The 18,576-nt window shown below is 58.7% G+C and carries 19 protein-coding genes; 17 read left to right on the top strand and 2 right to left on the bottom strand.

All coding sequences use genetic code 11. The features are described 5' to 3' along the window. Positions 1-14: 14 nt before the first annotated feature. Positions 15-629, bottom strand: coding sequence for a CBS domain-containing protein (locus SR908_RS01080; protein WP_097024089.1), 615 nt, complete (start codon positions 627-629; stop codon positions 15-17). A 71-nt stretch (positions 630-700) separates the two neighbouring features. Beyond that, on the bottom strand, positions 701-1,201 hold the full coding sequence (locus SR908_RS01075; RefSeq protein WP_097024088.1) for a hypothetical protein: 501 nt from the start codon (positions 1,199-1,201) through the stop codon (positions 701-703). A 248-nt stretch (positions 1,202-1,449) separates the two neighbouring features. On the opposite strand from SR908_RS01075, the gene fliD reads away from it, so the two are divergent. The 17 genes from fliD (at position 1,450) to cheZ (ending at position 18,522) form a co-directional block, all read left to right on the top strand. After that, positions 1,450-2,823, top strand: coding sequence for a flagellar filament capping protein FliD (gene fliD / locus SR908_RS01070; RefSeq protein ID WP_281504853.1), 1,374 nt, complete (start codon positions 1,450-1,452; stop codon positions 2,821-2,823). Between the two features lie 10 nt (positions 2,824-2,833). After that, entirely contained in the window at positions 2,834-3,232 is a 399-nt protein-coding gene (gene fliS / locus SR908_RS01065; RefSeq protein WP_179703123.1) for a flagellar export chaperone FliS, read from the top strand. A 1-nt stretch (position 3,233) separates the two neighbouring features. After that, positions 3,234-3,617 carry a flagellar protein FliT gene (gene fliT / locus SR908_RS01060; RefSeq protein ID WP_179703122.1) on the top strand — a complete coding sequence of 128 codons (384 nt, stop codon included), beginning with the start codon at positions 3,234-3,236 and terminating at the stop codon, positions 3,615-3,617. Beyond that, a complete protein-coding gene (gene fliK, locus SR908_RS01055; RefSeq protein ID WP_246922180.1) occupies positions 3,614-4,834 on the top strand; it encodes a flagellar hook-length control protein FliK in 1,221 nt (406 codons plus the stop codon). Before fliT ends, fliK begins: the two co-directional genes overlap by 4 nt. Further along, complete coding sequence (locus SR908_RS01050; RefSeq protein ID WP_246922178.1) at positions 4,827-5,135, top strand: EscU/YscU/HrcU family type III secretion system export apparatus switch protein; 309 nt, start codon at positions 4,827-4,829, stop codon at positions 5,133-5,135. The genes fliK and SR908_RS01050 overlap by 8 nt, the downstream gene beginning before the upstream one ends. 342 nt (positions 5,136-5,477) lie before the next feature. After that, entirely contained in the window at positions 5,478-5,807 is a 330-nt protein-coding gene (gene flhD / locus SR908_RS01045; RefSeq protein ID WP_097024083.1) for a flagellar transcriptional regulator FlhD, read from the top strand. Between the two features lie 11 nt (positions 5,808-5,818). Further along, positions 5,819-6,430 carry a flagellar transcriptional regulator FlhC gene (gene flhC / locus SR908_RS01040; protein ID WP_097024082.1) on the top strand — a complete coding sequence of 204 codons (612 nt, stop codon included), beginning with the start codon at positions 5,819-5,821 and terminating at the stop codon, positions 6,428-6,430. Positions 6,431-6,587: 157 nt separating this feature from the next. Next, positions 6,588-7,469: a flagellar motor stator protein MotA gene (gene motA / locus SR908_RS01035; RefSeq protein ID WP_097024081.1), complete on the top strand. Its 882-nt coding sequence runs from the start codon at positions 6,588-6,590 to the stop codon at positions 7,467-7,469. Between the two features lie 2 nt (positions 7,470-7,471). Further along, positions 7,472-8,467, top strand: a complete 996-nt coding sequence (gene motB / locus SR908_RS01030; protein WP_097024080.1) for a flagellar motor protein MotB — start codon at positions 7,472-7,474, stop codon at positions 8,465-8,467. Between the two features lie 24 nt (positions 8,468-8,491). Continuing rightward, positions 8,492-10,666 (top strand): chemotaxis protein CheA, encoded by a 2,175-nt coding sequence (gene cheA, locus SR908_RS01025; RefSeq protein WP_097024079.1) that lies wholly within the window; start codon positions 8,492-8,494, stop codon positions 10,664-10,666. After that, on the top strand, positions 10,663-11,157 hold the full coding sequence (locus tag SR908_RS01020; RefSeq protein ID WP_097024078.1) for a chemotaxis protein CheW: 495 nt from the start codon (positions 10,663-10,665) through the stop codon (positions 11,155-11,157). Before cheA ends, SR908_RS01020 begins: the two co-directional genes overlap by 4 nt. Positions 11,158-11,226: 69 nt before the next feature. Beyond that, positions 11,227-13,446 (top strand): methyl-accepting chemotaxis protein, encoded by a 2,220-nt coding sequence (locus SR908_RS01015; protein ID WP_097024077.1) that lies wholly within the window; start codon positions 11,227-11,229, stop codon positions 13,444-13,446. Next, complete coding sequence (locus SR908_RS01010) at positions 13,443-14,315, top strand: CheR family methyltransferase (RefSeq protein ID WP_097024076.1); 873 nt, start codon at positions 13,443-13,445, stop codon at positions 14,313-14,315. Before SR908_RS01015 ends, SR908_RS01010 begins: the two co-directional genes overlap by 4 nt. A 126-nt stretch (positions 14,316-14,441) precedes the next feature. After that, positions 14,442-15,506 carry a protein-glutamate methylesterase/protein-glutamine glutaminase gene (locus SR908_RS01005; protein WP_097024075.1) on the top strand — a complete coding sequence of 355 codons (1,065 nt, stop codon included), beginning with the start codon at positions 14,442-14,444 and terminating at the stop codon, positions 15,504-15,506. A gap of 93 nt (positions 15,507-15,599) precedes the next feature. After that, positions 15,600-17,306 carry a methyl-accepting chemotaxis protein gene (locus tag SR908_RS01000; RefSeq protein ID WP_246922175.1) on the top strand — a complete coding sequence of 569 codons (1,707 nt, stop codon included), beginning with the start codon at positions 15,600-15,602 and terminating at the stop codon, positions 17,304-17,306. Between the two features lie 114 nt (positions 17,307-17,420). Further along, positions 17,421-17,810: a chemotaxis response regulator CheY gene (cheY, locus tag SR908_RS00995; protein WP_040241446.1), complete on the top strand. Its 390-nt coding sequence runs from the start codon at positions 17,421-17,423 to the stop codon at positions 17,808-17,810. A gap of 22 nt (positions 17,811-17,832) precedes the next feature. Beyond that, positions 17,833-18,522, top strand: a complete 690-nt coding sequence (gene cheZ / locus SR908_RS00990; RefSeq protein WP_097024073.1) for a protein phosphatase CheZ — start codon at positions 17,833-17,835, stop codon at positions 18,520-18,522. The last annotated feature ends 54 nt before the right edge of the window (positions 18,523-18,576 follow it).

Raw genomic sequence — 18,576 nt, 5'->3', positions numbered from 1 at the left:
CGGTGGGGTGTGCGTTACAGGTCGTGCCCGAGAATGACTTGGCAAATGGCAGCGAAGCTACGTGCTTCCGGAGGATGGTCGAGATCGATCCCTAACGACCGACTGATATCGGAGGCCGACACCAAGCCGCGAATGATCGGCCCCTCTTCCCCGGGCGCGGTAATCAGCAAGTGCTGGTCACCGGATGCCTTGAGCGTCTCCACGAGATCACCGACGCGTGCGGTTTCCAATTGTGCGAGTGACAATGAATGCAACTGCGCGCGCGGTGTCTGGATCATGTCCACGGTGACTTCCTCGCGCGGCACGTCATGGTTCTGCATGGCGATGGTGATCTTGCGTCCTCCGACCAGCTCGCGGGCGTTGATGACACCGGTGAATCGCCCGTCCGAGCCCATCACCATGAGCAAGCGCACGCCTGCCTGCTTCATGGTGTTGAGGGCCTGCGAAATGGTATTGGAGGTCAAGATGGTCTGGGCGCGCTGAGTGCTGAAATCAGTCAAGAGCCGCGCCGCCGGGCTGTCTAGCGTCAGTTTGTGCTGGGTAGCGCGCGGCTGAGCGATGCCGGTGACGCCGTCGAGCTCCGACAGGGTCAGCGTGGAATAGAGGCGCGGGGTGGGAGATGTTGACATGGTAAAGTGTCTCGCTTGCTGAGCCGCCAGGCCGTGTCGGCCATCGTGGGACGAGGTCTGGGCGACAGGATTCACATGTGTTGGCGAAGATCGCCACGTACACTGTCGAGAAACGTAATGAAATGGAGATCTCTATCATCGTCCTGGCGGTCGATGCGACAGCCCATCTTCATGGTGCGTTTGACGAGAATTTCATCGTAAATATCCAGGGTGACCTTGAGCGCTGGCTTGTCGCCAGGTGTGAGGCTGCCATCTTCGAGTGTGAAACTTTCAAGCAGTGTCCCGCGTACGCGCGTAATACCGCCTTCTGAAAGCACGCGGCGTACAAAGAGCCAGCCTTCGCATGTCAGCGAGGTCTCATGGGGGCGCTGGCGTAGAAAGAGAGTACGGTAACAAGCGCCCTCGGAGGCACCTTTTTCCGCCATGCTGCGGTAGCCCTCGGCGACACGCGACGCCATTGCGCCTGACTCGGCCAGTTTGCGCACGGCAGCGTTATGTTCGCGATGGAGTTGGTCTTGACGTTGAAAGCGTTGCCAGCGTGCGTAGTCGGCGAAAAGTGATGTCGAGTCCATCGTGGCTGTGGCTCCTGGGGTCTATTCGAATTGCCTATCATGGCCCATCGAGGCGTGATATTGCCAGCGTCGACGGGCACGCGGGACGCGTCGCCTTGCCTCAAGCCGTGCGAAATGATGACGAGTAAGGGCTAAAGTTTACGCCCCAGAGGCCGATGTATGAATAACGCTCGTAAAGTTAGTCTTTTCGGCGCTAGCGTCGACGAGCCTCATGGTAAAAAGATCAACCTATTCGCTGAGGGCATGTCATGCCAACGATTACTTCCTTGGGTGTTGGCTCGGGGCTGGATTTGAGTGGCTTGCTGGACGAACTGGAAGAGGCCGAAAGCGCGAAGCTAGAGCCGATTACCGAACAGAAGAAAAGCTACGAAGCCAAGCTGTCAGCCTTCGGGCGCCTGGAAAGCGCGCTGGACTCGCTGCGCGAGTCGGCCACTGCGCTCAGTGATCCCGAGACCTTCCAGGCGCTGAGCAGCAAAATGCAGGGTGATGCCGTCAGCGTATCGACCGACAATGCGGCCGTTTCGGGGCGCTACCAGGTTGAAGTCAGCGCCTTGGCCCGGTCACAGACGCTTGCTTCTCAGGGATTCGAAAAAGAGGCCGAGCTCGACCTCGGCGAGCTTTCTGTCAACGTTGGCGACAAGGCGTTTTCCGTCGTCCTCGACGATAGCAACAACACCTTGGAAGGCTTGCGGGACGCCATCAATTCGGAAGACGCCGGCATCAGCGCCTCGATCATCAACGATGGCAGTGATAAGCCCCAACGTCTGGTTCTGACGGCCACCGAGACGGGCGAAGCGAATCAAATCACGGTCTCCTCCGCAGAGGCCGGGTTGCAGGCGGCGTTCGGTTTTGATGCCGCCACCCCCGAGGCCAGCGACATGCGTCAAACGGTGGCTGCACAGGATGCTCAGTTGAGCGTGAATGGTATCGCCATCACCAGTGCGTCAAACCATGTCGAGGGGGCGCTGCAAGGGGTGACCTTCGACCTGCAGGCGACCAATGCAGGCGAGTCGGATGCACTGACGCTCAGTCGCGACGACGGCGCGATCAAGGATTCCATCAATGATTTCGTCAAAGTCTACAATTCGCTGCAAGAGCGCATGTCGAGCTTGACGTCGTTCGACGCCGAGTCCGGAGCAGCAGGGGAATTGCTCGGCAACTCCACGTTGCGAGGCGTGGAATCGCAACTGCGCAATGCCATGGGACATGTTGGGGACGGTGATGTTGCGTTGCTGTCCAACATGGGAGTTTCCTTGGCGCTCGATGGAACGCTTGAGGTTGACGACGAGGCTTTGGACGAAGCGATCGAAGGCAACCTCGACAGTGTCAGCGCATTTTTCGCCGGCGATGAAGACAGTGATGGATTCGCCGCCAGTCTGGACACGGTGCTGGGCAATTTGCTGGATGAGGGGGGAACGCTGGACACGGCTACCAGCGGGATTGATACCTCCATCGAGCGTCTCGGCGAACGTTATACCAGTATGCAAGCCTCCATTGATGCGACAGTGGATCGCTACCGCACACAATTCGCCGATTTGGACGCACTAGTGTCGCAAATGAACTCGACGAGTTCTTATCTGACCCAGCAATTCAACAGCTTGAACGCACAAATGAACCAGTAGGGGAACTATCATGAATATGATGCGAGGCGCCCAGGCCTATGCCCGTGTCGGCGTCGAATCCGGGGTGATGTCGGCCAGCCCCCATCAGTTGATCGTGATGCTATTCGACGGCGCGCAAGCCTCCATTCGGGCTGCCAAGATGCACATGGAGGATGGCAATATCTCCGCCAAGGGGCAGGCAATTACCAAGGCCCTGAATATTGTCAATAATGGGTTGGCGGCGGCGCTCGATCATGAGCGTGGCGGTGAACTCTCGGAGCGTCTGGGCAGTCTCTATGACTATATCGCGCGGTTGTTGCTGAGAGCCAACTTGCGCAATGATCAAGCCGCGCTCGACGAGGCCGCACATCTGTTGGAAGATATCGGCTCGGCCTGGCGCGAAATCGCCCCGCAAGTGGATGGATCGTGACATGAGCAATGCGTCGGAGCGTCTGGACATCTATGAGAATATGCTCGAGCGTTCTCGGGCGATGCTCGAAAACGCACGTCACCAGGAGTGGGACGCTCTGATTCAGCAGCGTGCCCGCTATGTGGCCGATGTCGAGGCATTGCGGCGCGCACCTCAAGGCGAACAGCTCAATGCGCAAGAGCGCCAGTACTGTGCACGCATGATCGAGGAAATTCTCGAGCACGACCGCGCCATTCGAGACCAACTCGATGCTCGCTGTGAGGAACTCACGCAATTGATCGGCAGCTCTCGGCGCCAGCAAGCGTTGGTGCGTGCCTATAATCAAGGGCAGGGCATGCTGTCGCAGCGCACGCGCCCCTCTCGGGGCACTGAAGGGCACACGTGAGTGGCATCACTCCCATTATCGACACGCTGCTTCATCAGGTGCTGGGGCAGCGTATCGATGCGCCTCGAACGAGCGACCTGCCTGCGCCGGTCAAGCCGGTGCTTTCTGGGAATGCCATCGAATCATTGACCCGTGAAGGTGGCGGGCCTCAGCATCGCGGCTCCTCACAAGCCGAGCTCACTCCGGCGCGTGCCTCGGCGCTTCTTGAGTCAGGCATCTCCTCAGGCAAGGCGGGAGAGCAGTCGTCGACGACGCCCGGCTCATCCACTACGCATTTCAGTACCGCCGCGCGCACCATCGCCGATGTGCTGGCGCGTTTTCCCGCGCCGCCATCGTCGATTACCTCTCCGCAGCCGTTACTCCAGGAGGGAGAGGCATCGCCGAGGTTTCTAGCATCTCAATTGCAGCAAAATATTCAACAAAGTGGCGTGTTCTACGAGTCGCACCTGGCGCGTTGGCTGAAGGGCGAATGGTCGACGGCCGCGTTGGCGCGTGAACCGCAGATGGCGTTGGCGCCGCGTATGTCGGCGGCGGCCGGTCTTGTCTCGCCCGAAACGCCTCATGCGGCGCGTATGGGGGACGCGGGATCGCCCACTTCACGCGCGGCTATGGCCGAGATGGCATCACCGGTCACGTTGACTTCCTTGCGCCCCGCGCCCGCTGTCAATCTTTTCGCCGAGGCGCCCTTGCTCGCTCAGCAAGGCGCTTCTCCTGAGATGCTGTCGGCGCGAGGGGAGATGTCGGGGAGTGAACAGCGCCATGCCCTGGCAAGTTCAGGCTTGCAGCAAATCGGTACGGATCAAAACGATACCTTGCAGTCTGTCGTCCGCCATCAACTAGAGATGTTGGTGACGCCGACACTGCGTTGGGAAGGTATGCTGTGGCCAGGCATCATGTTAGCCATGACCCTGCAGCAATGGTCGGGAGGCGATGGCCAGGATGCCGACGGTCAGGCGAAATCGCAGGGGCATGACACATCACCTTGGCATAGTGAGATGAATATTTCCTTGCCGCATCTTGGTGACGTGCATATCGCCATGACGCTACGTGCCGAACGGGCTTCGTTGTCGATCTCGGCGCCTGAAGGGGCGGCCTTGGAGCGCCTTTCCGAACAGGCGTCGGCGCTGCATGAGCGCCTTGATGCCTTAGGGGTGCAGGCCGTGATCGACGTGCATCGTATGCCTGACAACGACGCAAGTGAGGAACGCCATGAGTGACACGCCCGACGAAAGGCGACGCGCCGTTGCGTTAGCTTATCAAGATCCCTCGGCGGCGCCTGTGGTGGTGGCCAAAGGGTACGGCGACCTGGCTGAGCGCATTGTCTCGACGGCCAAAAGCGATGGCGTTTTCGTGCATGATGCTCCCGAGTTGGTGGCGCTTTTGATGCAGGTCGATCTGGATGCTCAAATCCCCCCCATGCTGTATCAAGTCATTGCCGAGCTGCTGGCCTGGGTCTATGACCTGGAACGTGAAGAGGCAAGCTTGGATAGCGAGTCAGAAGCGCCCCCACGTCGCTGAATTGCGACGAAGGGATGCGGTTTATTGACGCACCCCATGTTATATAGTTTGCTAATAATTAACATGCTGTGGCAGGCCTTCTATTCGTCGGCAACCCTTGCCGCTAGCGTGTTACTGCCCCTCCAGTCTGGTTGCTATCGTACTTTTGAGTGAGTCGGCTCATTCCTTTTTTGTAAGGATTTGTTGGTTTCCATGTAGGAGATGTTGAATCTTTTCATAAAAACGTCTCAAAATGATGCGACAGTAAGAATCGAGTCAGCCGAAAAATCAAAAACACTGGCTCATCGGAGAGAGGCCGCAGAAGCCTCCTTCATCAAAATAACGTCGTACGCAGGGAATTATATGGAAACCGATAGCCTTCTGGATGATATCCAAGATATCAACCTGTCCTACCTGCTGCTTACGCAGCGCATGATCAGCGAAGATCGCACCACTGCGCTCTTTCGTCTCAAGATGGACGACGAAATGGCGGATCTCATCGCTTCCTTGTCGATCAAGCAACTGACACAACTCGCACGAACGAATCAACTTCTCTGCCGGCTTTGCTACGACGAGCCGGAGCAACTGCGCAAGCTGACCCACAATCAGCGTGAGCAGGGGTTGGGGCAGACGCATGCTGCCTTGTTGATGGCGAGCGCACATAATGAGTGCCCGTCTTTCTCTTCTAACTGAGGAGTATCGTCGTGAGCGAGAAAAGTCTAGTGGGCGAAATGCTGCAGGTGCAGCTCGCCATTGAATTGATCGATCTGGGAGCGCGCCTGCAGGTGCTCGAGACCGAAACGGACTTAAGTCGTGGGCGCTTGATCAAGCTCTACAAGGAAGTGCGTGGCATGTCGCCCCCCAAGGGCATGCTGCCGTTTTCGACCGACTGGTTCATTACCTGGATGCCGAACATCCACTCGTCGTTGTTTTACAACATTTACTGGAGTCTGCTCGAAGACTGCGGTTGCGAGCGAATGTCGGCCTTCGTCAAGGCTTTCAAGCTGTACCTGGAGCAAGTCAGCCTTGAAGAAGGTGAGCCGGTGCTGGGGTTGACGCGTGCCTGGACGCTCATTCGCTTCTTCGAAAGCGGCATGATGCAGCTATCGGCCTGTACCAGCTGCGGTGGCCAGTTCGTCGCGCACGCGTACAGTCCCGATCGCGACTTCGTGTGCGGTATTTGTCAGCCGCCTTCGCGTGCCGGCAAGACACGCAAGAAACGTCAGGCCGAAGAGCGGGTGACAACACCGCGCCGTCAGCCTGTTTCGACTTCTGAGTCGGATGGCGTGACAGCACGACGCCTCGTCGCTAGATAGGCATTCTCGTCTCTAGTGTCGTCGCGACCCAGAGGATAACGACCGATACCGGGAAGCGGCACGACGCATTTCTGCGTTTTTTCATTCAAGCCGTGTCGCTTCCTGCCGATAGGGATATCAACAGGCAAGTCATGCATGTCGCTAGGAGCGTTCTGCTGTGTTGATTCTACTCGGCTATTTGGTTGTTATCGCATCGATCGGCGGGGGGTACACCCTTGTCGGTGGCCACTTTGGAGCGCTCTTTCAGCCTTCCGAAATTCTCATGATCGTCGGGGCTGCCGTCGGGGCTTTCATCGCCGCCAATAATGGCAAGGCGATCAAGGCCACCCTGCGGACGTTCTCAAAGCTCAAGCGTACCAATAAGTACAACAAGACGATGTACATGGAGCTGATGGCATTGCAGTACCGCTTGCTGGCCAAGGCGCGGCGGGACGGCATGCTGGCCATCGAGCGTGATATCGATGCCCCTGAGGATAGTGCGATTTTCGCGGACTACCCGAAGATTGCCAATGACCCCCTGATCATGGCGTTTATCACTGACTACTTGCGCCTGATGGTGAGCGGCAACATGGATCCCTTCGAGATCGATGCGCTCATGGAACACGAGATCGATACCTTTCAGCACGAAGCGGAAATCCCTGTGCATTCCTTGCACAGTGTTGGTGATGGTCTGCCTGCATTCGGCATCGTGGCGGCCGTCATGGGCGTGGTGCATGCTCTGGGCGCGGCCGATCAGGGCGCCGCAGCGATGGGACAAATGATCGCGCAGGCGCTGGTGGGAACCTTCTTGGGGATCTTGCTTGCCTACGGGTTCGTGCTTCCCGTGTCGCAACGCTTGCAGTTGCAGGTCACCGAGGCGATCAAAATGTTGCAGTGCGTCCGCGTGACGCTCATGGCGAGTCTCAACGGCATGGCCCCGCAGCTGGCGGTGGAGTTCGGGCGCAAGGCATTGTTCATTGCCGAACGTCCCTCGTTTACCGAGCTCGAGGAGCACGTTCGAGCCGAGGGTAGTGCCACGCGCGGCACCGGGACGGGATAAGCATGAGCAATGAGCGTCGTCCGATCATCGTCAAGCGCAAGAAAGTGGTCAGCGGTGCGCCTCATGGCGGTAACTGGAAGATTGCCTATGCCGATTTCATGACCGCGTTGATGGCGCTCTTTCTGGTGCTCTGGATTCTGTCGATGGTGCCTAAAAACGAGTTAAGCCATATCGCCGAGTATTTCCGCACACCCTTGGCGGTAGCGATGACCGGCGGTGACAAGTCGACGGCAAGTACCAGCGCGATTCCCGGGGGCGGAGCGGACCCCACCTTCTCCGAAGGCGAAGAACGGCGTCTGGACGTTCGCCAGCAATCGCGCCCTAGCGATGAGATGCGACGTCTGAGGGTGCTTCGCGATCGTTTGGAACGCCAGGTCCGCGAAGACCCGAACCTGCGTCAGATGAGCTCGCAGTTGCGGACCGACTTCATTCCTGAGGGGCTGCGCATTCAGCTCGTCGATACCGACAAACGACCCATGTTCGAGTTGGGCAGTGCCCGGCTCGCACCGTATATGCGCGATCTCTTACAGGCTCTGGCGCCGGAGCTCAACGCGGTCCCCAATGCGATTAGCCTCACCGGGCATACGGATGACCTGCGCTACGCCGGTGGGGAAGCCGGATATAGCAACTGGGAACTTTCCGCCGATCGTGCCAACGCATCGCGCCGCACTCTGGTCGCGGCCGGGCTCGATTCCGGCAAGCTGCTGCGTGTCGCGGGCATGGGGTCACGCGTCAACCTGGAAGGCACAAAGCCCAGTGATGCTGTCAATCGGCGTATCAGCATCGTCGTGTTGTCGGAGTACGCCGCCGAGCAGATTCGCGATCAGGGCGAGGCCGGTGCGTCATCTCCCGAGGGAATACTCGACAGTACGGATGACACGCAGCGAGAAGGGTTGTCGCCGACTCAGGGCGCTGACTCATTAATGCGTAACGCACTCCCGCAAGTGTATGAGCGCACCACCGGTGGCGGTGAAGGGCAAGATCAGCCATCGCCCTAACGATCACGATCACGTGGAACGAGCATGGATATAACTGAATTCTACGAGACCTTTTTCGAAGAGGCCGAAGAGCTACTGGGTGACATGGAGCGCCACCTGCTCGAGCTGGATCTCGACGAGCCGGATCCGGAGCAACTCAATGCCATTTTTCGTGCCGCGCATTCGATCAAGGGCGGCGCGGGCACCTTCGGGTTCAGCGTGCTGCAAGAAACCACGCACATGCTCGAAAACCTGCTGGATTATGCCAGGCAGGGCGAGCTCATCTTGCGCACGGATATCGTCGACCTCTTTCTGGAAACCAAGGATATGCTTCACGACCAACTTGATGCCTACCGCAATGGCGCCGAACCGGACCCTGAAGCCTATGCCCGCATCTGTCAGACGCTGAAGAAGCTAGCGCTGGATGAGCTGGGACATGGCGTGGGTAGCGAGCCTGAGGCCGATATCGCGCCCCCTGAGCAGGCGTCGGATGAAAGCCAAAGCTCGGATGCCGGGAATACGGTTGGCAAGGATGTGTCGGAGGGCCAGGAGCAGGAAGCTCAGGCCGCCGAGGCAGATAGCGGCTGGCTGCGTGTCGTGCTGTTGAACGTATCCGACAAAGACCGTGAACTCCTCGTAGAGGAGCTCGGGAATCTGGGCGACGTGAAAGAGCAGCACGGTGATGCCACGCGTTATGAGGTGGTGCTGGAAAGTGCCTCCAGCCGTGACGATATCGAAGCCGTGATGTGTTTCATCGTCGAGCCTGAGCAACTAGACGTCGCGGCGATCGCTGCACCGGCCGAGACGACGCAGGTAGAGGCTGAGACAGCCTCGGCGCCTGCTGTGTCTCAGGGCGACGCACCGGCGCCCGAGTCGGCCCCTGCCGAGCAGGCGGCGCCTGTAGAAAAAGCCCCGGCCCAGGCAGCGGCCGACGAGAAGCCTGCGAAGGCGGCACCAGCTAACAAGGCGGGTGCTGCCAAGAAGAAAGCTGGCGGGGAGTCGGCGACGATTCGCGTGCCGGTGGAGAAGGTTGATCAGATCATCAATCTTGTCGGTGAGCTGATCATTACCCAGTCTATGCTCGATCAAACCGCCAGCGAACTTGACGTGGCCGCCCATGGGCCGCTGGTCAACGGCATGAACCTGCTACAGCGCAACGCGCGTGACTTGCAGGAGTCGGTGATGTCGATCCGCATGGTGCCGATGGACTACGTGTTCAGTCGTTTTCCTCGCTTGGTGCGCGATCTTACCGGCAAGCTGGGCAAGGACATCGAGCTCGTCACTGAAGGCAAGTCCACCGAGCTCGACAAGAGCCTGACCGAGCGCATCATCGATCCTTTGACGCACCTCGTGCGCAATAGCCTTGACCATGGTATCGAGATGCCTGATGCGCGCGAGGCCGCAGGCAAGCCACGTACCGGACAACTGACGCTTTCCGCTCAGCACCAGGGCGGCAATATCCTCATCGAAGTGAAGGATGATGGGGGCGGCCTCAGTCGCGAGAAGATCCTCGCCAAGGCAGCTCATAACGGATTGGCCGTTTCTGACAGCATGAGCGACGACGAGGTTTGGCAGCTTATCTTCGCGGCAGGTTTTTCGACCGCCGATCAGGTCAGCGATGTCTCCGGACGCGGCGTAGGCATGGATGTCGTCAAACGTAATATCCAGGCCATGGGCGGCCACGTCGAGATCCAGTCCTGGCCTGGGAAAGGCACCACGACTCGGGTGGTATTGCCGCTGACCCTGGCGATCCTCGATGGCATGTCGATCAAGAGCGGGCCGGAAATCTTCATCTTGCCGCTCTCGGCAGTGCTCGAGTCACTACAGCCCAGCAACGATGATATCTACTCGATGGCGGGCAACGACAAACTGCTCAAAGTGCGTGACGAGTATCTGCCGCTGATCGCCTTGCACGATATTCTGCATATAGATGGCTCCGTGCAGGACCCGACTCAATGTATCGCGGTCATCCTGCAGGCCGAAGGGCGGCGTTATGCCTTGCTGGTCGACGACCTCGTCGGCCAGCAACAAGTGGTGGTCAAGAACCTCGAAACCAACTACCGCAAGGTGCCGGCCATATCCGCAGCGACGATTCTCGGGGATGGCAGCGTGGCGCTGATTCTTGACGTCGCCGATGTCAACCGATTGCACCGTCAGCGTGCCAACTCCCCCAAGCACGCCGAACTAACCGCATCACGCCAGGAGGACGTAGTCTCATGAGTGACATGACCCAGGCCGCCGAGGCGGCTATCGATACGCAAAGCCAAGAGTACCTGGTGTTCTCGCTGGGTAGCGAGGAATACGCCGTCGATATCCTGAAAGTGCAGGAAATCCGTGGCTATGAAAACGTGACGCGCATCGCCAATGCCCCCGATTTCATCAAGGGCGTGACCAATCTGCGCGGTGTGATCGTGCCGATCGTCGACCTGCGTATCAAGTTCAATCTCGACAACATTGAATACGAAGGGCAGACCGTGGTGATCGTGGTCAACGTCGCCGACCGGATCGTGGGCATCGTGGTTGATGGGGTATCCGATGTCATGACGCTTACCTCCGACCAGATCAAGCCCGCGCCCGAGTTCGGTGAGACGCTGTCTGCCGATTATCTCAGCGGCCTCGGCAGTCTCGAGGATCGCATGCTGGTCATCGTCGACATCGAGAAACTGCTGACCAGCGAGGAAATGGCATTGGTCGAGCAACAAGCACAATAACGCCGTCGCGAGGCGCCACTAGAGCGCACCGACACTAACCAATAAAAATGAACACCAGGGAACCGTATCATGCGCAATAACCAGCCCGTTACTCAGCGTGAGCATGAGCTCGCGGATGAAGATTACCTGTTGTCCCGTACGGATTTGAAAGGGGTCATCACCTACGCAAATCCGGCTTTCGTCGAGATCAGCGGCTTTACCTACGATGAGTTGGTGGGGTCTCCGCACAATATCGTGCGTCATCCCGATATGCCGCCGTTGGCCTACGAGAACCTATGGGCGACCCTGAAAAAAGGCGAAATCTGGGGCGGGCTGGTCAAGAACCGTTGCAAGAACGGTGATTTTTATTGGGTGCATGCCACCGTGACACCGATCTTCGAAGGTGGCGAGGTCGTTGGTTACACCTCGGTGCGCGTCAAGCCCACCGCCAAGGCGCGTGCTGAGGCGGAGCGGACATATGCGGCGATGTCGGCGGGCAAGCGTCGTGGGGTCAAGCTCGAGCGTGGTCAGATTCAGCATACCGGTGTCTTGGCCCGGCTCAAGAGCCTCAAGTTCAACACCTTCAAGGGCCGCCTGGTGACCATGGTCGTCGCGGCGGTGCTGATGCTGGCGGTCAGTAGTGTGCTGTCCATGGTCAGCTTACAACGCGCGGGTGACAAGCTGCAGGCACTGTCCGAGCAGGGCCTGGAAGATGTCGCCCGCCTGCAGCAAATCGATCAATTGATGTCCAAAGGTCGAGACCTGGTCGACAAGCCCGTGAGTAACCCGGCGTCGGGTGACATGGAGGCGGTGACGGCTGAGGCCGAAGAGCTAATGACAAGCCTCTCCGAAACCTGGAGCGCATATTACGACGGCCGTCCCGCCAATCACACGGATGCTGCGGAAAGCTTTAATGCCTCTGTAGAGCGTTATCTGGATGATGGCATGCAAGTGGTGCTGGACACTTTGAATGCCGGCGATTTCTACGAAGCTTACGTAGCTTACAACGATGTGCTTGAAGGCCAGCGTGAGGAGGTCAGCGGCCAGCTCAACAGCCTGGTCGATGAAAAGCGCAACGACGCCATGAGTATGGCCACAGAAGCAGCCGAAACACAGCATGAAATGCTGATGTGGCAGGCGGGCGTCTTCATCTTCGGGATGGTCGTGCTGGTGGTGCTGGGGATTATCACGGTGCGCTCGACGCTGCGTCCGGTGCGTGAGGCTCTGGACTTTTCGCTACAGATTGCGGCCGGTAACTTGGGCGCTAGCCTCAAGGAGGGCAAGCAAGACGAGATTGGTCGTCTGACGCGGGCGCTGGATACCATGCGTCGCAGCCTTGGCAATATTGTCAAGGAGGTCAACGAGAATGTGGGTGTGGTCACACCGGCGACCCGTAACATTGCCGAAGGCAACGAAGACCTTTCCTCGCGGACTGAGCAGCAAGCCGCATCGCTTGCTCAAACGGCTTCCAGCATGGAAGAAATGACCGCCACCGTGAAGCAGAACGCCGACAACGCGCGTCAGGCCAGCCAACTCTCGAGCACGGCGAGTGAGACGGTGCGTCAGAGCGGTGAGGTCATGGGGCAAGTGGTCAGCACCATGGGGCGTATCCGCGATAGTTCGCGTGAAATGTCTGACATCATCGGAATGATCGATTCGATCGCCTTTCAGACCAATATCCTGGCCTTGAATGCTTCCGTCGAAGCCGCCCGCGCGGGTGAGCAGGGGCGTGGTTTCGCCGTCGTCGCCGGAGAGGTCCGCAACTTGGCGAGTCGCAGTGCCCAGGCGTCAAAGGAAATTCGCGCGCTGATCGACAACTCCACGCAAGAGGTCGAGGGCGGTACTGATCTGGTACGCAAAGCCGAGGGCAGTATTGAGGAAGTCGTCAACTCGGTCACGCGTGTCAACGACATCATGAACGAGATTACTGCGGCGTCCGACGAGCAGAGCAGCGGTATCGAACAGATCAACCAAGCCATCACGCAGATGGACGATGTCACCCAGCAGAATGCCCACCGAGTACAGCAGACGGCTTCAGTCGCTGCGGATCTCGAGTCTAGCGTCACCGAGCTGTCGCGCTCCGTGGCTGTCTTCCGTCTGGCCGGGAGTGGTGCCGAGACGGCGCGCCGCAACAAGAATTCGGCGAGCCTCGCCAAGCCGCAGACAACACCCACACGTACCGGTGAGGGTCAGCAATCGACGGCACCTTCAGCGCAGCGTCAGAAGACCTCTCTGGAGCCTCGGCGTCAGGAGTCGCAGGAGGCGGGCGCTCACCAGGCATCACATGAAGAGGAGTGGGAATCCTTTTGAGCGAATTTCGTCAGTCTCCTGCGCCGCAGGAAGAGCATCCTAGCTTGTTCGGAGCCGCCGACCGGGATCTGGAATTCACGGAGGCGGATTTCGATAAGATACGCACGCTCATTTATCAGCGCGCCGGCCTTGTGCTGGCGTCGCACAAGCGTGAAATGGCTTACAGCCGCTTGGCAAAGCGGCTGCGGCTGCATGGTATGCGTCGCTTCAGCGATTATTTGACGCGTCTGGATCAGCATCCTGAGTCGCCGGAGTGGGAAGCGTTCACCAACGCACTGACGACAAACTTGACGTCTTTTTTCCGTGAGTCACACCACTTTTCGTTGCTCGCTGAGCACGTCAAGCAAGCGACATCTCCCGTACGTATCTGGTGTGCTGCGGCGTCGACGGGGGAAGAGCCCTACTCGTTGGCGATCACCCTGAGCCAGGCGCTGGGTAGTCGAGCCTCTCAGGCGCAGATTCTGGCCACCGACATCGATACCGACGCGCTGGATAAGGCGCGCAAGGGGATCTATGCGCTGGATCAGTTGGAGAAGGTCTCCGAAGCATGCCGTCGGCAGTTTTTCCTGCGGGGCAGTGGGGCTCGCGCCGGGATGGCGAAGATACGTCCCGAATTGGCCTCGATGATCGACTTTCAATCACTCAACCTGACTTCGGGCAGTTGGGTGGCGAAGGGTCCCTTCGATGCTATTTTTTGCCGTAACGTGATGATTTATTTCGACAAGGAAACCCAAGCGCGGATCCTTGAGCGGTTTGCGCCCTTGTTGAAACCCGATGGTCTGTTGTTCACCGGTCACTCGGAGAATTTTTCCTACCTGACCGAGCGTTTCAAGCTGCGAGGACAGACCGTATACGAATTAGCGCGCTGACCCTTCAGCGCGTCTAGTGCCTGCCGATAGTAACCTCATAGGGTGTGTCGTGCGCGACATCGTGACGGCCGACGTGACATGCGTGGCCTGTGTCACATGCCTGCATGAAGATAAGGAGTGGTGGCGTTGACCTCGAACAAGATCAAGGTGCTGTGTGTCGATGATTCGGCGTTGATTCGCGATTTGATGAGCAAGATCATCGATAGCCAGCCGGACATGGAGGTCGTTGCCACGGCACCCGATCCCCTGGTGGCCAGGGATCTGATCAAGCGCACCAATCCCGACGTGTTGACCCTGGATGTGGAAATGCCGCGCATGGATGGGCTCGATTTTCTCGAGCGCTTGATGCGTTTGCGTCCCATGCCGGTGCTGATGGTGTCCTCACTGACCCAGAAAGGCTCTGAAATCACGCTGCGCGCGCTGGAGCTCGGCGCTGTCGATTTCGTTGCCAAGCCTGAAATGGGTATCCGCGAGGGGATGCTCGAGTATACGGAAATGATCGCCGACATGATCCGGGCGGCGGCACGTTCACGTCCCAAAGCTGTGGCCAAGCAGCCGCCGGCGAAGGATAAGCCGCCGGTCAAGGCACCGCTATTGTCGAGCGAGAAGGTGATCATCATCGGTGCTTCTACGGGAGGCACCGAAGCCATTCGCCATGTGCTTGAGCCTTTGCCAGCGAACAGTCCGGCTATTCTAGTCACCCAGCACATGCCGGGTGGCTTTACGAAATCTTTCGCCGAACGTCTCGACAAGCTATGTCGAATATCGGTCAAGGAGGCCGTGGACGGCGAGCGCGTCCTGCCCGGCCACGTCTACATCGCGCCGGGGGACTGGCACATGAAGCTCGCCCGTTCGGGGGCTAACTATGTCATTCGCCTGGATGATGCGCCGCCGGTCAACCGGCACCGCCCGTCGGTGGATGTACTGTTTCGCTCTGCCGCGCAAAGCGCTGGGCGTAACGCCATCGGTGCGATCCTAACCGGAATGGGACGAGATGGCGCGGCGGGCCTGCTGGAAATGCGTCAGGCGGGTGCCTATACCCTGGCCCAGGACGAAGAAAGCTGCGTGGTATTCGGCATGCCGCGTGAAGCGGTCGTCATGGGCGCGGCGATCGATACCATCGCGCTTTCCGAGATCCCCGCTGCCTTGATGAAACGCGCCGAAGCCTCGGGGCGCGCGCAGCGAGTATAGCGACGACAGATATAACAAACCGGGGCGGCTCAGATTCATTCATCATCGACTCAATCACAGCAACCGACGCCAGGGAACTTGTCAGGAGACGACATGGGAAAAATACTCAACGATCTTTCGGTCAGGGCTAGTCTGACAATTGCACTGACCATCATGGTCGTGATGATTGCGGTCATCAGCGCATTGGGGTTCTATTCCAACCAAAAAAGTGCCGAGGCACTGGATACCATCGGTACCATTGGTTTCGAGCAGACCAATACCGTCAACCGTGCCACCGTGAACCTCGTGCGCGCACGAGGCCTGCTGGCCAGTTACCGCAATGCAGTGGAAGCCGGAGACACCGAACGTACGGAAGACTTGCAAGGGGCGGTTGAAACCGCTGTGAGCCAGGCGAGTGATCGCATCAACGAATTCGATCAGGTGGCCAAGACGAATTCCGGCGAAGAATACGCGGCACGCATCGACGACGCCTTTACCGCCTTGCGCGACGAGATCGAACGTGAAATGAACGCTGGCGAGGATGCCGTGCGCATCGAGGACGATCAGCGCATCAACCCGCTGATGGACGATCTCGACGATAGCGTGCGCGACTTCATCCAGTACGCCGAAGCACGTGTCGATGACGCCATCGTGGCAGATGCGGATAACAGCCAGCTGATGGAGATTCTGTCCATCGTATTGCTGGTGCTTGGCGTGGTCTTGGCGTTGCTGGTACGCATGGTATTGGTCAAGGCCGTGGTCAAGCCATTGGACGAAGCGGTCGAGCATTGCGAGCACATCGCCAAGGGCGATCTCTCCCATCGCATCGCCGAACGTGGCAGAAACGAAATCGGGCGCTTGTTCGCCGCCATGCGCGACATGCAAAGCGGGCTGGTGGGTACGGTCACCTCCGTGCGTGAAGCCAGTGGCTCGATTCATGGCGGGGCCCGCGAAATTGCGTCGGGCAATGCCGACCTGTCCTCGCGGACCGAGCAGCAGGCCGCTTCGCTCGAGGAAACTGCTTCGAGCATGGAAGAGTTGACCTCTACCGTGCGTCAGAATGCCGACAATGCGCGGCAGGCGAGTTCCTTGGCCAGCGATGCCTCGAGTACTGCCGGGCGCGGCGGCGATGTCATGCAGGAAGTCTCCACGACCATGCAGGGCATCACCGAAAGTTCCAAGCAGATCTCCGATATCATTGGCATGATCGATTCGATCGCCTTCCAGACCAACATTCTGGCGTTGAACGCCTCGGTCGAGGCAGCGCGTGCCGGTGAACAGGGACGTGGCTTTGCGGTGGTCGCTAGCGAAGTGCGTAACCTGGCCAGCCGCAGCGCCGAGGCCGCCAAGGAAATCAAGGGCTTGATTCATACCTCGACCACTCAGATCGAGCAGGGCTCCGAGCTTGTGGGCAACGCCGAAACTACGATGCGCGATGTCGTTCAGGCGGTGAAACGCGTCAGTGACATCATGGATGAGATATCCGCAGCCTCGCAGGAACAAAGCGATGGCATCGAGCAGGTCAGCCAGGCCGTGACGCAGATGGACCAGGTGACTCAGCAAAACGCCTCTCTCGTCCAGGAAGCATCGAGCGCGTCGGCGTCGCTGGAAGAGCAGGCGCAGCGCTTGGAAAATGTCGTCACCACTTTCCGTTTGCCGGGCGGCGCGTCACACCAGGCGTTGCCGGGGGCGCGTTCGCAGGCGACCAAGTCGACGGCGTCCGCACCCACCATGACGTCCAAGTCTTCAGCGCAGACGCATCATGCACCGTCGAAACGAGCCTCGACGGCGCACGAAGAAAACGAGTGGGAAGAATTCTAGGCCCTTTCTGAAAAGAGCCTAAGCCATGCCGCCTAGGGGCGTGTTAAATGCGCCCCTTCAGAGCACCAGTTCGCGCAGTGAATGATTAGCCAGATTGAATGAATCGGAGGATGTATGGCAGATAAGAATATGAGCATTCTGGTCGTGGATGATTTCCCGACCATGCGGCGCATCGTGCGCAGTTTGCTTAAAGAACTGGGCTTCAATAATGTCGATGAAGCAGAAGACGGCCAGGAAGCGCTCAATAAGCTGCGTGCCGGTGGCTTCGAGTTCGTGGTTTCTGACTGGAACATGCCCAATCTCGATGGCCTCGCGATGCTCAAGGAAATCCGTCAGGACGATGCTCTGTCGGAACTACCGGTGCTGATGGTGACGGCGGAAGCCAAGAAAGAAAATATCATCGCCGCCGCACAGGCCGGGGCGAATGGGTATGTCGTGAAGCCGTTCACCGCTGCGACGCTGGAAGAGAAGCTAGACAAGATTTTCGAGAAACTGGGCAAGTAAGTTCGCACGAGGAGGGCAGGCCATGAGCGGTGAAACGCAGCCGGAGAACAGTGCGGATGGCATCCCCGCTGACGATTTGATTCACAAGATCGGCAAGATGACGCGCATGCTCCACGAAAGCATGCGCGAGCTGGGGCTGGATAAGGAGATCGAAAAAGCGGCCGAAGCGATTCCCGACGCGCGGGATCGTCTTAGTTATGTTGCGGACATGACCGAGCAAGCGGCGGAGCGGTCTCTGAACGCCATCGATCAGGCACAGCCGTTGCAAGAGCGCATGGAGTCGGGGGCCGAAAAGCTCGATCAACGTTGGGAAGAATGGTTCGCCGCGCCTGTTGAGCTGGACGACGCCAAAGAGTTGGTGAAGGATACGCGTGACTTCCTGCGTGATGTGCCGACCCAGACCAAGGCCACCAATGCGCAGCTGCTAGAAATCATGATGGCCCAGGATTTCCAGGATCTGACGGGGCAGGTCATCAAGAAAATGATGGATGTCATTCGTGAGATCGAGCAGCAGCTGGTGCAAGTGCTGATCGATACCGCTCCTGAGAGTCATGACAAGGAAGAGCTGCAGCAACTTGCTGACGAGCGTTCGCGTAAATCTCAAAAGGGCGATGATGAGCTGCTCAACGGGCCGCAAGTCAAGCCCGAAGGCACCGATGTCGTCAATAACCAAGACCAGGTCGATGACCTCCTCGATAGCCTGGGCTTCTGATCCCTCCCTGCGCTGCCGGTGCTCCCCGGCAGCGTTTCAGCCTCACGTCCCCTG

It is taken from the genome of Chromohalobacter canadensis, assembly GCF_034479555.1.
GTDB lineage: Bacteria > Pseudomonadota > Gammaproteobacteria > Pseudomonadales > Halomonadaceae > Chromohalobacter > Chromohalobacter canadensis.
The sequence above is the reverse complement of the archived record's forward strand: the minus strand, read 5'-3'. Positions and strand labels throughout refer to the sequence as shown.